Below are 13,415 nucleotides of genomic sequence, written 5' to 3' on the forward strand. Positions count from 1 at the left end.
TTGCACCCCCACCAAATTTTCTTGTTTTGTGGTCAACTTTCGTAGTCGCGGGTCTTAATCCCCGACTGATAGCGCCACGGAGAGCGAGTCCGCGTTCGCTTTTAGCGTCTCGTAGAGAGCGTCTTGATTCTGACTCCTGAATTCTGACTTCTGAATTCTTCTTCAATTTCTCCTTGTCTCCCTTGTCCCCCTCATCCCCCTCACTCCCCCACTCCCCCAAATGATGATTGAGAGGAGCTTGAACGACACGAGGAGCATTCTGAAGAAATTCTCCGTGTCTTTGCATCCCATTGCGCTCCCTTTTCTCGTGCGATATTGTATTAAAATTAAGTTAACTTTGATTAAGATTCTTGTTGGCATCGCCATAATGCGCCGATCGCTCTATGGGAGTGCATATAAGAGGTCAAATTAAACAAAATGGATTTATAAACATCCGTTTAACAGCCCAAAGTGACAGAGTGATCAACATTTGGTTGCTAAGGCTGATGAGTTGTATAGGCATCTAGAGGCAAATTAACATGAAATTCTCTTGGAAAGTCCTAGTACTCTGGACGTTGCCAGCTTTGGTAATTGGCTTTTTCTTCTGGCAAGGGGCCTTTGCAGGCGCTCCTGCTGACGCGAGTAAGAATACAGCCAATACCCGCATGACCTATGGTCGCTTTCTAGAATACTTGGACGGCGATCGCGTCAGCAGCGTGGATCTGTACGAAGGCGGTAGGACAGCAATTATAGAAGCCCGCGATCCAGATATCGAAAATCGCGTCCAAAGGTGGCGGGTGGATTTGCCTATTAACGCTCCTGAGTTAATTAGCAAGCTCAAAGAAAAAGACATCAGTTTTGATGCTCACCCCATGCGGAATGATGGGGCAATTTGGGGATTGTTGGGCAATCTCGTGTTTCCAGTTTTATTGATTACCGGGCTGTTCTTTTTGTTCCGGCGTTCTAGCAATCTCCCCGGCGGGCCAGGTCAAGCGATGAACTTCGGCAAATCCCGCGCCCGCTTCCAAATGGAAGCAAAAACTGGGGTCAAATTTGACGATGTAGCCGGGATCGAAGAAGCTAAGGAAGAACTGCAAGAAGTCGTTACCTTCCTGAAGCAGCCAGAAAGATTTACCGCAGTAGGCGCACGCATTCCCAAGGGAGTGCTGTTAGTTGGGCCTCCTGGAACTGGTAAAACTTTACTAGCAAAAGCGATCGCTGGCGAAGCAGGCGTACCTTTCTTCAGTATTTCCGGTTCGGAATTTGTAGAAATGTTCGTTGGTGTGGGTGCATCCCGCGTCCGTGATTTGTTCAAGAAAGCTAAAGATAACGCCCCTTGTATCATCTTCATTGATGAAATCGACGCCGTTGGACGCCAACGGGGTGCTGGTATCGGTGGCGGTAATGATGAGAGAGAGCAAACCCTCAACCAATTGCTCACCGAAATGGACGGGTTTGAAGGTAATACAGGTATCATTATTATTGCTGCTACCAACCGTCCTGACGTACTAGACTCAGCCTTGCTGCGTCCCGGTCGCTTTGACCGACAAGTAACAGTCGATCCGCCTGATATCAAAGGGCGTTTGGAAATCTTGCAAGTCCATGCGCGGAATAAGAAACTAGACACTAGCGTATCTTTGGATGCGATCGCTCGCCGCACTCCTGGATTCACTGGTGCTGACTTAGCCAACTTACTCAACGAAGCGGCAATTCTCACTGCTAGAAGACGCAAAGAAGCGATCACCCTCCGCGAAATTGATGATGCGGTGGATCGGGTAGTTGCGGGGATGGAAGGCACTCCTTTGGTAGATAGCAAGAGCAAGCGCTTAATTGCCTACCATGAAATTGGACACGCCTTAGTTGGGACTTTATTAAAAGACCATGACCCAGTGCAGAAAGTCACGCTGATCCCACGAGGACAAGCGCAGGGTTTGACTTGGTTTACTCCCGACGAAGAACAAGGATTAATTTCCCGTTCTCAACTCAAAGCCAGAATTACTGGTGCTTTAGGCGGTCGCGCTGCCGAAGAGGTGATTTTTGGGGCTGCGGAAGTTACCACTGGTGCAGGTGGAGATTTACAACAGTTGTCGGGAATGGCACGGCAAATGGTGACACGGTTCGGGATGTCAAACTTAGGCCCACTTTCCTTAGAAAGCCAACAGGGAGAAGTATTTTTGGGTCGTGACTGGACAACCCGATCTGAGTATTCCGAATCCATTGCCTCGCGCATCGATGCTCAAGTTCGGGAAATTGTTGAACAGTGCTACGACAATGCTAAAAAGCTGATCCGTGATCATCGCACTGTCACCGATCGCTTAGTCGATTTGCTCATCGAAAAAGAAACCATTGACGGCGAAGAATTCCGCCAGATTGTGGCTGAGTACGCTGAAGTCCCTGAGAAGCAGCAGTACGTACCGCAACTGTAAGCTCTTAAGGAAAAATCTTCAGCTATTGCTCAATTTCAATGGGGATGGTGTTAACTGTCCCCATTATTTTATCTAAAATTTATAATACAATTATACTACATAAATTTTTTAGCCCAGGAGTAAATTGTGGCAACAACAAAAGAGACTCGCCTCCTTTGCGCTCAAAACTCCCTTGAGGGTCTATCGGTGGGTGATGCTTTTGGAGAGCGATTTTTTCTCCATCCAGATGTGGCAGAAAGTCTAATTGTCGCCCGTGCCATCCCAGCATCACCTTGGTACTATACCGACGACACCCAAATGGCGCTTTCGATTGTGAGAATTCTTCAAGAATATGGGGAAATTAACCAAGACAGGCTGGTAGAAAGCTTTGCCAAAGAATACGACAGCGAACGGGGTTATGGTGCAGCAATGCACGGGCTGCTAACGCGAATACGGGATGGCGAACCTTGGCAGAAGGTGGCGAGTAGTCTGTTTGGTGGACAGGGTTCCTATGGTAATGGAGCGGCGATGCGAGTTGCACCCATAGGGGCGTTTTTCGCTGAGGATCTAGATTTGGTTGTCAGTCAAGCTCGTTCTAGTGCCGAAGTAACTCACACCCATCCAGAAGCGATCGCCGGTGCAATTGCCGTAGCAGTTGCTACTGCATGGGCGGCGAGATTACAAGGTTCTATGCCCAGTAAACAAGAGTTTCTTAACCTTGTCTTACCTTATGTTCCAGAAAGTGAGGTAAGTTCAAAAATCCGCCTTGCTTGTGATTTGTCGGAGACAATACCAGTGCAATTAGCAGCTACTCTGCTGGGAAATGGTGCTCATGTCTCAGCACAAGATACAGTCCCCTTTGCACTATGGTGTGCTGCCCAGCACCTTAATAACTACGAAGAAGCACTGTGGTTAACTGTCAATGGCTTGGGAGATAGAGATACTACTTGTGCGATCGCGGGTGGTATTGTGGCAATATCTACAGGTGTAGAAGGTATTCCCACGGCATGGCTACAAGCACGAGAACCTTTGCCCAAGGGTGATAGAGAAACAATCACACTCTTCCGTCCCACTGGGCCAAAAGAACTGGCTTTGATTAAAGAAAGTGGCGATCGCGAATTCCCTCCTCGACTACCTGAACAGCCTATTTTCTACCCGGTACTTAATGAAGAATACGCCGCACAAATTGCCCGTAACTGGAATGCAGCAAGTACTGACACAGGATACATCGGCTATGTGACACGTTTTCAGGTGCGTGCAGAGTTTTTAAGTCGCTACTCCGTAAAAACTGTAGGCGGTTCTATACATCAGGAATATTGGATACCTGCGGAAGATTTACCTGAATTCAACCGTAATATCGTTGGTTTGATCGAAGTAATCTCAGAATTTCGCCAATCAAAAACTTGAAAATCCGAAATTGACAGCACAGGTACTGTATAGAATAATCTAGGCACATTTATTCGCACAATTTATGAATAATAAAGTTAAATTATTGACTCTTGCTTCCTTAACGTTGGCAGTTTCTTTTCTAACTGTCGGCACAGTTGTAGCACAGGCGAAACTGACAAATCAATCGAAATTGTTTATCAATGGTATCGGTCAAGTTCGAGTTGGCATGAGTGTCTCCCAAGCGGCAAAAGCTGCTGGTACTAAGCTAATTGGTGATTCGGCGAATAACAGTTGCTACTACGTCAAGCCAGAAAACGAACCCAAAAATCTTTTCTTTATGGTTACAAAAGGTCGCATTTCTAGAGTAGATGTACGGCAGAATACCCAGATTACTACCCTCAAAGGTGCAAAAATTGGCGACACTGAAGCGCAAATCAAGTCTCTCTACTCAGGACAAATTAAAGTTACACCTCATAAATATGTTCAAGGCGGACACTACTTGACATTTATCCCGCAAGACCATGTTAACCAGAACTATCGTGTGGTTTTCGAGACTGACGGTAAGCGTGTTACTCAGTTTCGCTCAGGTAAACTGCCGGAAGTTGAATTTGTTGAGGGCTGTTCTTGATTTAGGAACTTTCTGTTATTGCTCCTAGTGCTATAAGTGACGCTGAGATTTCGCCAAACTAACGATACTTGTAATATTCATGCTTTTATAGGGTCTGGGAGTTCGGAGAATTTTCAGATATTCACCTATTTCGACATTCCATAAGCGGATGGTCTGGTCTTCAATGCTGCTGGCAAGAATTGGACTTTTAACCGGAGAATGGATTTTTGCGATCGCAAAAATCCATCTTGTATGATCTGTCAGTATTCTCAAGCACTCTCCAGTTTTCATTGAAAGCGGCGGGAAACTCCATCCCAAGAGTGGGTGGAGAGGGATAGTCGCCCCAACCCTTGGGGCATAGGGCATGGGCCAAACAGGTAACTTCTTCCCCATGCCCTATGCCCCATTCCCCATTCCCCATGCCCAAAAACTCTATCCCCTTGTGGGTGGAGTTTTTCATTCATATCCCAAATTATTACGGTTTGGTCGGTTGCTCCACTTGCCAGTACACAATCATCGGGACTGACAACACTAATTACAGCGCGAGTATGTCCTTCAAAGGTTCTCAGACATTGGTAAGTCTCGAAATCCCAAATTTTGATGGTTGTATCTTCACTGCTACTCAGCAAGGTTTGCTCATCTGGAGCGAATTTAGCTGACCTGACACCGTTTGTCTGCCCACCAAAATTTTCATGTATTCCCCTGTAGCGACATCCCAAGCTCGAATTAGGGAATCTGCACAGCGACTAATCGCTAGATGCCTTCTCCGCATTTACTTGTAGCAATCCGATTTGATTCTTGAATTTATTTGCGTAGGCAGGGAGTAGGGAGTAGGGAATGGGGAATCAGCCCTTTCGAGTTGTACGGAGTTTTTTCAAAAATCAAATAGGAGTCCTATATCATCATTTAGGTTGGTTGTTTACGCTTATTTACCAAACAGAATAAAGGAGTCAGGAGCCAGAATTCACTTGGGTATTTTGTGCGACTGGTGGATGAATAAACGCCGTTTAAGACCCCCACAAAACAAGAAAATTTGGTGGTCAACTTTCGTAGTGGCGGGTCTGAATCCCCCACTGATTGCATTCTGACTCCTGAATTCTGACTTCTGAATTCTTCTTCAATTAGTACTTTAGTTGGAGCAAACCTTCCATTTTGAGATGGATAGATTTATCAATCATTCTATTGTAAAAAAGTTTCAACTTTGAGTGGACGATTTCTTGGAGTCAATTGGCTATATTAGACTCGTCCAAACATTGATAACAATTTAGATGTCATATAGCGGTTATCGATTACATGAGAACACCAAAATCCTTGCTGTTAAATCATTTCAGCAAAGTTTTTGTATCTCACTCAACTATACACCGCTACATCTAAATTAAAATTTTTTAGAGATCAGGGATATTCATCAGTATTATTCAAGGAACCACCCAGACCAATATCTGCGTTCATGGTTGCATCTAAGTTCAATATCTCTACTTTCATTACCACTATTAAGTAATTCCGAGTAGAAGCCAGCTTTACCATAAGGCGTGTTTACTGTTAATTGGAGGCTATTTAATCAATGAAAAGCTTTTTTGCCCTAGCTACAGCACAGGTAGCGACTAGTTTAGCACTCTGTACGACTTGCATCATTGCTTCTACTAATCTGGCTCAAGCTGTTAATTTAACATTTGACTGGAAGGGTGATGCTGGTTATTCGGCTTCTGGCTTGTTCAGCTACGATGAAACCATTTCCCCAGCCATAATTTCCGAAAGTGGTGGGGGAGCTACAAAAGCCTTGCAGTCACTATCTATTTCTTTTTTCAATCCATCACAGGAATTGATTGTAACTAAAAACGAAGTTGCTAATGGTGTATCAAACAATCAGTTTTTTGAGTTTAACTTTGACACGACTACAGGCAATTTGTTTGGGGCTTTTGATGTAGGTACTGGTACTGGCATAGGTGATGTTTTTCTCAGCAATGTTGAGGCTCCCGGCCGTATCTTCATCTCTCCGGGAGCGACCTATTATCTTTACCAAAATATTACAGCAGACTATAGTCAATTACTCGATTCGAGTACGAATCGAATCAAAATATCTGCGGTTCCTGAATCCGCAACTGTTTTGGGAACCTTGCTAGTTGGCATGTTGGGTGTAGCACTCAGGAACAGAACCAGGGCAAAGGCATCTAAATATTGACGAGCGGTTCTATATCATTCCCACAGTCATTGCACCCCACCCCCAGCCCCTTACCAAGGGGAGGGGTTGGGGGTGGGGTTCTTGGGGTTTAGTAAGTAATCAAGCGGACATGATCTTGCATGAATCTTTGCCCTCACCTAAATCCCTCTCCCAGATTGGGAAAGGGATTTTGAAATTAGATCCCCTCCTCCCCCTTTTTTATCGTTCCACTTCATCGACTGCTTTGGGAACTCCCGCAGTTAACACCTCATGTCCCCCAAGTGTAACTAACACATTATCCTCAATACGAATACCAATGCCAACCCATCGACGATCAGTCTCTGGTTGGTCTTCTGCTAGTTTGGTATCTGGCACAATATATAGTCCCGGTTCCACTGTCAGAATTTGACCTGGTTGCAAAATTTGCGGTTTATCTTCACCGTGCTGATAAACCCCGACATCATGGACATCCAACCCTAACCAATGACTGGTGCGATGCATATAATATGGCTTATATTTCTCTTCTTCAATTAACTTATCAATTTCGCCTTTGAGGATGCCAAGTTCGAGTAAACCTTGCGTAAGGACGCGCACTGCTGTATCGTGAACTAATTTGAAGGGATTACCTGGTTGCACTTGAGCGATCGCTTGTTTTTGCGCCTCCAAAACAATCTCATACAGCGTCTTTTGTTCGGGCGTAAATTTCCCTCCGACAGGAAATGTCCGGGTAATATCCGAGTTGTAATAACCATAGGCACAACCGGCATCAATTAGCAGTAATTCTCCATCCTGCATTTGACGATTATTTTCAATGTAGTGGAGTACGCAAGCATTCACGCCGGAAGCCACAATCGAAGGATAAGCTGGGCCTAACCCACCTCGGACTCGAAAGATGCGTTCCATCTCCGCCTGTATTTCGTACTCATAACGTCCGGGTGCGGCGATTTCTTGGGCGTAATTGTGTGCTTCAGTTGCGATCGCAACTGCTTGACGCATCAATTCCAACTCAGCTTCACTTTTGATCAATCTCATGCTATTGAGGACAGGGCCAGTATCTTCAATAGCGATCGGCCCTGTACCGCGTTTAGGATAAGTCCGTAGTAAGCTTTGATAATGTCCCAAGATTTGGTCATTAAAAGTGCGATCGCGTCCTAAGTGATAGTAAATGCGGCTGGCTTTTTCCAAATACTGCGGTAACTTTTCATCTAACTCGCTAATCGGGTAGGCTTCATCAGCACCATAAATTTCCTTGGCTGCATCTACCCCAGAAAGATAACCAGTCCATACTTCCTTTTCACGATCTTTCGGTTGGACAAACAGCACAAACCGATGTTCTGAATGATGTGGCGCTAACACTGCAACTGCCTGTGGTTCGTTAAAACCAGTCAGGTAGAAAAAATCACTGTCTTGGCGATAAACATACTCGACATCGTTGTGCATTACTGCCATTGGCGCACTGCGAAAAATAGCTGTGCCATCACCAATTTTTGCCATTAACTGCTCGCGACGCTGCCGATATTCTGCTTGCATAGCTGATATATCTATTAAAGTATTGTGTTATTTTACACTTTGGACAACTAGATGATGCACAGATCATGCTTCTCTCTAGTTGTTAATCTAAGTTATTCTAGCCAATATTTGTTTCAACTCAAGTCATAAATTATTAGACATCTCCAGAAATTAAATATGCATTATCCATAAGTCTTAGACATTTCCAGAAATTAATTATACGATATACCTGAAATCCTTGTGGAGGGAGCATCCCAATGCAAGCAAATTTATCAAGATGATAGATTGTCATTGCGAATGTTGGCGCAGCCTAAGAAGAGAAGCGTTCGTGGTAGCCTCTCCTAGAGAAGCAATCGCAAAGTCTAGATGTTGCGATTGCTTCACTCCATTTCATTACTCTCGCAATGACAGCTAATGTTTTTACACATTTGGGATGCTCTTGGAGAGACGAAATTTCTTTTACATCTCTACATTTTTCGGAGATGTCTTATGTAATCACATCAGGATTACATAATGGAAATATTTTTATGTAACTGAGTAACAATTATATAAATCTGTATGTTTGAATTCAACATTTTTAATGTTCAATCAGATTATATAATTTTATCTATAAATAATCCCATATATAAAGCACAAAAAATGTTTTTTAATTGCTTGTATAGAACTTGAAAACTTAAGAATAATCGTTTAAAAGAACAGATATTTATCTTTAAAGAATGACATTAATAAAGAAAAAATAGTTATAAAGAAATCTTGAACCCCTGGTAAATGTTATTTCGTTACAGAAAGAGATTGCCAAAAAAAGTTAAAAAAATATGACAACCAATAATAAAAATAAACCATGCCTGAAAGTACAAAATCCTCACCCTTATCTTTGAATATATCTGGATGGGCATCAGACTCTTTTGCAAAATCAAAAATCTTGACATCTTCTTTTGAGAATTTAAATTATGATTTGGGATTTACGGGTAAGAGTTCCTCATCCTCACTAGGACTAGATAGTGAACCGTTTACCCAGCCTGTCAAAATCTCAGCAAATCCCAATCCTAATCCTTACTTAACTAGTGCAGCGATTACTCCTGACTTTAACGGTGATGGCAAAACGGATAAAGTTTGGGTCAATTCTACAACGGGTGAGATTATCATTCGGTTGATGGATGGAACAAAAGTTCTCGAACAAGGTTCTCTAGGTAATTTCGACCTATCTGCCTATGATTACAAAATTGCTGACTTCAATGGTGATGGCAAAACCGACTTCTTATTACGCAATAAGACAACCGGCGAGAATAGCATTGTGCTGATGGATGGAACCAAAGTTGCTAATGCGGCTGCTCTAAGCAGCGTTGACCCAGCCTGGACTCCTCAGATTGGAGATTTCAACGGCGATCGCAAAACTGATATCTTCTGGCACAATGGCACAACTGGTGAGAACGCTATTTGGGAGATGGATGGTACAACAGTTCTGAATGCAACTGTTTTGGATAAAACAGATCCAGCACTAACTCCTACCATTGTTGATTTCGACGGCAATGGCAAGAGTGACATCTTCTGGCGCAATGCGACAACCGGCGATAACACCGCTTGGTTTATGGATGGTACGCAAAAGACTGAACTTGCCCTGCAATCACAAGATGCCGCCTGGACTCCTACCCTTGGTGATTTCAACGGCGACTATAAGACTGACATTCTGTGGAGAAACGCTCAAACAGGTGAAAATAAGGTTTGGACGATGAATGGGATCTTAGTCACAGAGGGTGCTCTGGGGACACTTGACCCAGCCTGGACTTCTAAAATTGGCGATTTCAACGGCGATGGCAAGACCGACATTTTCTGGCACAATGGCACAACTGGTGAGAACACTGCTTGGTTGATGGATGGTACAACTGTTGCTACTCAGGCTTTCTTACCAGCTAATAACGCAGCCTTGACACCATCCCTTGGCGATTTCAACGGCGATGGTAAAACCGATATCTACTGGCGCGATCAGACAGCAGGTGCAGACAAAATTTGGACTCTAGATGGGACAACAGCCACTGAGAATCCGATTAGCGATGCCGATAAGCTTACCCCAGAGTGGTATACGTTCTAAATTTAGAATTCAGAAGTTAGCAGTTTGGAGTTAAGAATTCTTGCCCTGCTTCCCCTGCTCCTCAAAACTTGTAACTCAAAACCTCAATCACACTATTTTCTGGTAAATCTTTAGGGCTAATGGAAATACTATCTCCGTTGCTACGCCGCACAGTCATACCTTTCATCAAGGTGAGAAAATTATCGAGTGGCGAAAGATTGCAGGTAGCAGCATCAGCGGCCTGTGTCCGATAATGGGTCGGAATTACCAACTTGGGATTTAACACTTGAACAGCCTGCTTTGCTTCCTCAGCATTGTAGGCTTTTGCACTGCCTCCCACTGGAATAAATGCCACATCGGGACGTCCCATCAGGATTTTTTGCTCAATGGAAATGGGTGCAGCAGCTCCCCCTAAATGTAAAATATTAATTCCGCCTTGCTTCCAACTCCAAGCAGTATTTGAGCCAAACTGCCTACCACCTTTGCGATCGTGGTCTATGGCAATTCCTTGGAACTTAATGCCTTTGAACTCGTAAACTCCTGGTTCGTAGATGAGTTTTGCATTTCCCGGTAGTACATCCACAGCACCTTCATCCAGCAGTTGGCTGCTAATTAGTACCAAATCTGCTGCAACTTTCGGTGGACGATACCCAGCAGTACAGCCGACCGCCCGAAATGGATTGACGAGAATTTTCGCACCGCCACCAGTAAAAAGAAAGCAAGTATGACCCAACCACTGAACTGATAAACCGCTAGATTGTGCGTCAGCTTGAGATTCAGAACCCAAGTTAGTAACTAAAGCTGTTACTAACCCCGCCCCAGCATAGCCCATCAACTGTCGTCGTTTCATTAATTATGCTCTTGACTGTAACTGTTCCAGAAAATTTCGCAATAACTGTTTTCCTGAAGATGTCAGGACACTCTCTGGGTGAAACTGGACGCCCTGAATGTGAGGATAGTTCCGGTGTCGGACTCCCATAATGGTGTTATCTTCAACCCAAGCGGTGATTTCTAACACATCTGGGCAAGTCTCACGTTCTATCACCAAACTATGATACCTGGTGGCGGTGAGAGGATTTTCTAATCCCCGGAAAACACCCACACCACTATGAGACACCTGAGAGGTTTTGCCATGCATCAACTCTGGAGCAGAAATTATTTTACCACCGAACACTTGACCGATGCTTTGATGTCCCAAACAGACACCCAAAATTGGCAACTCTTGTCCTAGCTGTTCAATCAATTCTAAAGAAATGCCAGCATCTTCCGGGCGACCAGGCCCAGGAGAAATAACTACGGCTTCCGGCTTTAATGCCCGAATCTCGTCTATGGATATCTTGTCGTTACGAAAAACTTTAATATCATCTGCCACTGGGAATTCTGCTGCCAATTCTCCCAGATACTGCACTAAATTATATGTAAAACTGTCGTAATTGTCGATAACTATAATCAAAGCTCATCACTCCTGGTTCTTACCACTCATCACTTGCAAAAAGCATAAACAAATATTTCATGCTATTTGTTTGCTAAGGATAAAAATAACGCTAACGTTGATGCGTAAATCTTAAGCAGCTACTCTACCATAAGCCACTTCCTAAAGATTACCAAGTAACCCTTTAGCCAGGATGCTTGGCACCGCAGCTACGCCCGCACTTCGACAAAGCTCAGTGACCATCGTAGACATCGCATTACTTAAATTTGGAATTGCTTATAATATGTTCTCCAAAAGGGAGCGGACAGAGTGTGATCTTCTTACCGAGTCACTTGGCGATGCCTACGGCAGCCCGTGAGGCAAGGGACACGAACAGCGTGTCGCAGACAAGACTCGCTAACGCTTCTCTATCGGTGATAGAAATCACATCTATAAAGCCGATATAATTAACCTTACCAGAGGAGGGAGTAATAGCGTACCAGCTACCAGCACCGCTACCAAAGCAGAGATCAGGACTGCACCAGCCGCACAATCTTTAGCAATTTTTGCCAAATCATGGTATGTCTGCTTAACGGTTAAGTCCACAAGAGACTCGATCGCGGTATTAAGTAACTCTAGTGCCAAAACTAAACCGCTAGTTATGCCAATTACCGCTATTTCCACCGCTTGCAGATGCAAAAAAACGCTTAAACCGATCGCTAAAGCGCAAACACTTACGTGGATGCGAAAATTACGTTGAGTTTGAAAACTATAGCTGATTCCAGCCCAGGCATATTTAAAACTAACAAATAAATTAGAGGCTACCTTCCAGGAGAACTCCCGTTCATTAGACACGAGTGTTTGTAACGAGGTGGGCGTTGGTGATGAAGAAATTTTTTGGGACATAGACTTAAAAACACAAGAACAGAGTTGCTACAGTGGGAATATTCGCCGATCTTAATAGCGGAATTAACTTTGAGGCAATATTTAAGCAATTTTCCCCAGAAGTATTATAAAAGTATTGCTCAAAATTGGCACTAAGTGATACACATACTGCTATTCTATGTCAATAGCAATACCTATTGTATTCAGCAATATCACTTGCTGTTCTAACATTCGCCCCAAACTTTCTTCATCAGGATGATCCCAGCCCAACAGGTGTAATAAACCGTGAGCAGCTAACCAGGCTAGCTCTGTTGGTAAGCTATGTTCCTGCTGTTGAGCTTGACGTTGTGCTGTATCTACAGACACAATAATATCACCTAAATATAATGGTACAGAAGCAAGCATTTCTTTACTTTGAGGAAAATCTACCTCCAAAGCAGCAAATGCTAAAACGTCTGTGGGCTTATTTTGTTGACGATATTGGGCATTCAGTTCTTGAATTTGCGAGTCATCTGTCAAACGCAGCCCGATCTCATAACTTGGCGCTGGCGGAATATGAGGGTGAAGTATTTCCAACCAGCGATTAAACCACTTTTCCCAAGTTTCAGGAGTAATTCGGGGATGAGTGTCCCCAATCTTTACAGATATTGTCGGGGACAACTCGTAAAAATACTCCTCCACATATAGTTCAACTCTCAGGGGCACACACTCTCCTAGTCTGAGGTTTACGGTTTGTCGTTAGTGAGTTAGGTAAGCAAGACCAACAAGGAGAGCTAGAAGCCCTACGGCAGTCAAGGCAAAATGTTTCAGGGAAGTTCCACCCTTCCGCACCATGTTTCGCATGGCGAGTTTTACATAGCTAGGTTGAGGTTCTGTTGAAGGAGAGTTGCTCATAGTTATTTGTCCACAGACTCTTTTATAACTGTAACAGTTGGTCTGAGATAGAATTGCGATCGCCTGTATGTTGCTAAGGATTTCTTTGAAAAGGTATCAATCATATGGGG

At 43.9% G+C, this 13,415-nt stretch carries 15 protein-coding genes; 5 read left to right on the forward strand and 10 right to left on the reverse strand.

All coding sequences use genetic code 11. The features are described from left to right. The coding region (locus PUQ00_RS21600) for a hypothetical protein (RefSeq protein WP_300420571.1) at window positions 1-286 on the reverse strand (286 nt) is incomplete at its 3' end. 232 nt (window positions 287-518) lie between these two features. Here PUQ00_RS21600 and ftsH2 point away from each other — a divergent pair. The 3 genes from ftsH2 to PUQ00_RS21615 all read left to right on the forward strand — a co-directional run bounded on the left by ftsH2 (window position 519) and on the right by PUQ00_RS21615 (window position 4,401). Continuing rightward, on the forward strand, window positions 519-2,405 hold the full coding sequence (gene ftsH2 / locus PUQ00_RS21605) for an ATP-dependent zinc metalloprotease FtsH2 (protein ID WP_300420574.1): 1,887 nt from the start codon (window positions 519-521) through the stop codon (window positions 2,403-2,405). 126 nt (window positions 2,406-2,531) lie between these two features. After that, window positions 2,532-3,791 (forward strand): ADP-ribosylglycohydrolase family protein, encoded by a 1,260-nt coding sequence (locus PUQ00_RS21610; protein ID WP_300420577.1) that lies wholly within the window; start codon window positions 2,532-2,534, stop codon window positions 3,789-3,791. Window positions 3,792-3,855: 64 nt separating this feature from the next. After that, the gene (locus PUQ00_RS21615) at window positions 3,856-4,401 is read left to right on the forward strand and encodes a hypothetical protein (RefSeq protein ID WP_300420579.1); all 546 of its coding nucleotides are present in this window, start codon (window positions 3,856-3,858) and stop codon (window positions 4,399-4,401) included. A 30-nt stretch (window positions 4,402-4,431) separates the two neighbouring features. Here PUQ00_RS21615 and PUQ00_RS21620 read toward each other — a convergent pair whose 3' ends face one another. The 3 genes from PUQ00_RS21620 to PUQ00_RS21630 all read right to left on the reverse strand — a co-directional run bounded on the left by PUQ00_RS21620 (window position 4,432) and on the right by PUQ00_RS21630 (window position 5,904). After that, complete coding sequence (locus tag PUQ00_RS21620) at window positions 4,432-4,653, reverse strand: hypothetical protein (protein WP_300420581.1); 222 nt, start codon at window positions 4,651-4,653, stop codon at window positions 4,432-4,434. Window positions 4,654-4,667: 14 nt separating this feature from the next. Beyond that, window positions 4,668-5,099: a hypothetical protein gene (locus tag PUQ00_RS21625; protein ID WP_300420583.1), complete on the reverse strand. Its 432-nt coding sequence runs from the start codon at window positions 5,097-5,099 to the stop codon at window positions 4,668-4,670. 673 nt (window positions 5,100-5,772) lie between these two features. After that, window positions 5,773-5,904, reverse strand: coding sequence for a hypothetical protein (locus PUQ00_RS21630; protein ID WP_300420586.1), 132 nt, complete (start codon window positions 5,902-5,904; stop codon window positions 5,773-5,775). A 37-nt stretch (window positions 5,905-5,941) separates the two neighbouring features. Here PUQ00_RS21630 and PUQ00_RS21635 point away from each other — a divergent pair, with 37 nt between their 5' ends. Beyond that, window positions 5,942-6,559: a PEP-CTERM sorting domain-containing protein gene (locus PUQ00_RS21635; protein ID WP_300420587.1), complete on the forward strand. Its 618-nt coding sequence runs from the start codon at window positions 5,942-5,944 to the stop codon at window positions 6,557-6,559. 198 nt (window positions 6,560-6,757) lie between these two features. Here PUQ00_RS21635 and PUQ00_RS21640 read toward each other — a convergent pair whose 3' ends face one another. Continuing rightward, on the reverse strand, window positions 6,758-8,068 hold the full coding sequence (locus PUQ00_RS21640) for an aminopeptidase P N-terminal domain-containing protein (protein ID WP_300420590.1): 1,311 nt from the start codon (window positions 8,066-8,068) through the stop codon (window positions 6,758-6,760). Between the two features lie 820 nt (window positions 8,069-8,888). Between PUQ00_RS21640 and PUQ00_RS21645 the strand changes: the two genes are divergently transcribed. Beyond that, the gene (locus PUQ00_RS21645) at window positions 8,889-10,136 is read left to right on the forward strand and encodes a VCBS repeat-containing protein (protein WP_300420593.1); all 1,248 of its coding nucleotides are present in this window, start codon (window positions 8,889-8,891) and stop codon (window positions 10,134-10,136) included. A gap of 61 nt (window positions 10,137-10,197) precedes the next feature. Here PUQ00_RS21645 and PUQ00_RS21650 read toward each other — a convergent pair whose 3' ends face one another. The 5 genes from PUQ00_RS21650 to PUQ00_RS21670 form a co-directional block, all read right to left on the reverse strand. Further along, window positions 10,198-10,965, reverse strand: coding sequence for an MBL fold metallo-hydrolase (locus PUQ00_RS21650; RefSeq protein WP_300420595.1), 768 nt, complete (start codon window positions 10,963-10,965; stop codon window positions 10,198-10,200). A gap of 3 nt (window positions 10,966-10,968) precedes the next feature. Next, the gene (locus PUQ00_RS21655; protein ID WP_300420598.1) at window positions 10,969-11,568 is read right to left on the reverse strand and encodes an aminodeoxychorismate/anthranilate synthase component II; all 600 of its coding nucleotides are present in this window, start codon (window positions 11,566-11,568) and stop codon (window positions 10,969-10,971) included. Window positions 11,569-11,976: 408 nt separating this feature from the next. After that, the gene (locus PUQ00_RS21660; protein ID WP_300420600.1) at window positions 11,977-12,432 is read right to left on the reverse strand and encodes a diacylglycerol kinase family protein; all 456 of its coding nucleotides are present in this window, start codon (window positions 12,430-12,432) and stop codon (window positions 11,977-11,979) included. 150 nt (window positions 12,433-12,582) lie between these two features. Next, window positions 12,583-13,110, reverse strand: a complete 528-nt coding sequence (ybeY, locus tag PUQ00_RS21665) for an rRNA maturation RNase YbeY (protein WP_300420655.1) — start codon at window positions 13,108-13,110, stop codon at window positions 12,583-12,585. Between the two features lie 39 nt (window positions 13,111-13,149). Beyond that, on the reverse strand, window positions 13,150-13,305 hold the full coding sequence (locus tag PUQ00_RS21670) for a DUF3285 domain-containing protein (protein WP_104904774.1): 156 nt from the start codon (window positions 13,303-13,305) through the stop codon (window positions 13,150-13,152). Window positions 13,306-13,415: the final 110 nt, after the last annotated feature.

Origin of the sequence: Nostoc sp. S13 (assembly GCF_029379315.1) — a bacterium.
In the GTDB taxonomy this organism is placed as follows: domain Bacteria; phylum Cyanobacteriota; class Cyanobacteriia; order Cyanobacteriales; family Nostocaceae; genus Nostoc.

What these genes read in the sequence shown, in the direction of transcription:
- ftsH2 (WP_300420574.1), top strand. Translation starts at nt 519, where the DNA reads ATGAAATTCTCTTGGAAAGTCCTAGTACTCTGGACGTTGCCAGCTTTG.
- PUQ00_RS21615 (WP_300420579.1), top strand. Translation starts at nt 3,856, where the DNA reads ATGAATAATAAAGTTAAATTATTGACTCTTGCTTCCTTAACGTTGGCA.
- PUQ00_RS21630 (WP_300420586.1), bottom strand. Translation starts at nt 5,904, where the DNA reads ATGGTAAAGCTGGCTTCTACTCGGAATTACTTAATAGTGGTAATGAAA.
- PUQ00_RS21635 (WP_300420587.1), top strand. Translation starts at nt 5,942, where the DNA reads ATGAAAAGCTTTTTTGCCCTAGCTACAGCACAGGTAGCGACTAGTTTA.
- PUQ00_RS21640 (WP_300420590.1), bottom strand. Translation starts at nt 8,068, where the DNA reads ATGCAAGCAGAATATCGGCAGCGTCGCGAGCAGTTAATGGCAAAAATT.
- PUQ00_RS21645 (WP_300420593.1), top strand. Translation starts at nt 8,889, where the DNA reads ATGCCTGAAAGTACAAAATCCTCACCCTTATCTTTGAATATATCTGGA.
- PUQ00_RS21650 (WP_300420595.1), bottom strand. Translation starts at nt 10,965, where the DNA reads ATGAAACGACGACAGTTGATGGGCTATGCTGGGGCGGGGTTAGTAACA.
- PUQ00_RS21660 (WP_300420600.1), bottom strand. Translation starts at nt 12,432, where the DNA reads ATGTCCCAAAAAATTTCTTCATCACCAACGCCCACCTCGTTACAAACA.
- PUQ00_RS21670 (WP_104904774.1), bottom strand. Translation starts at nt 13,305, where the DNA reads ATGAGCAACTCTCCTTCAACAGAACCTCAACCTAGCTATGTAAAACTC.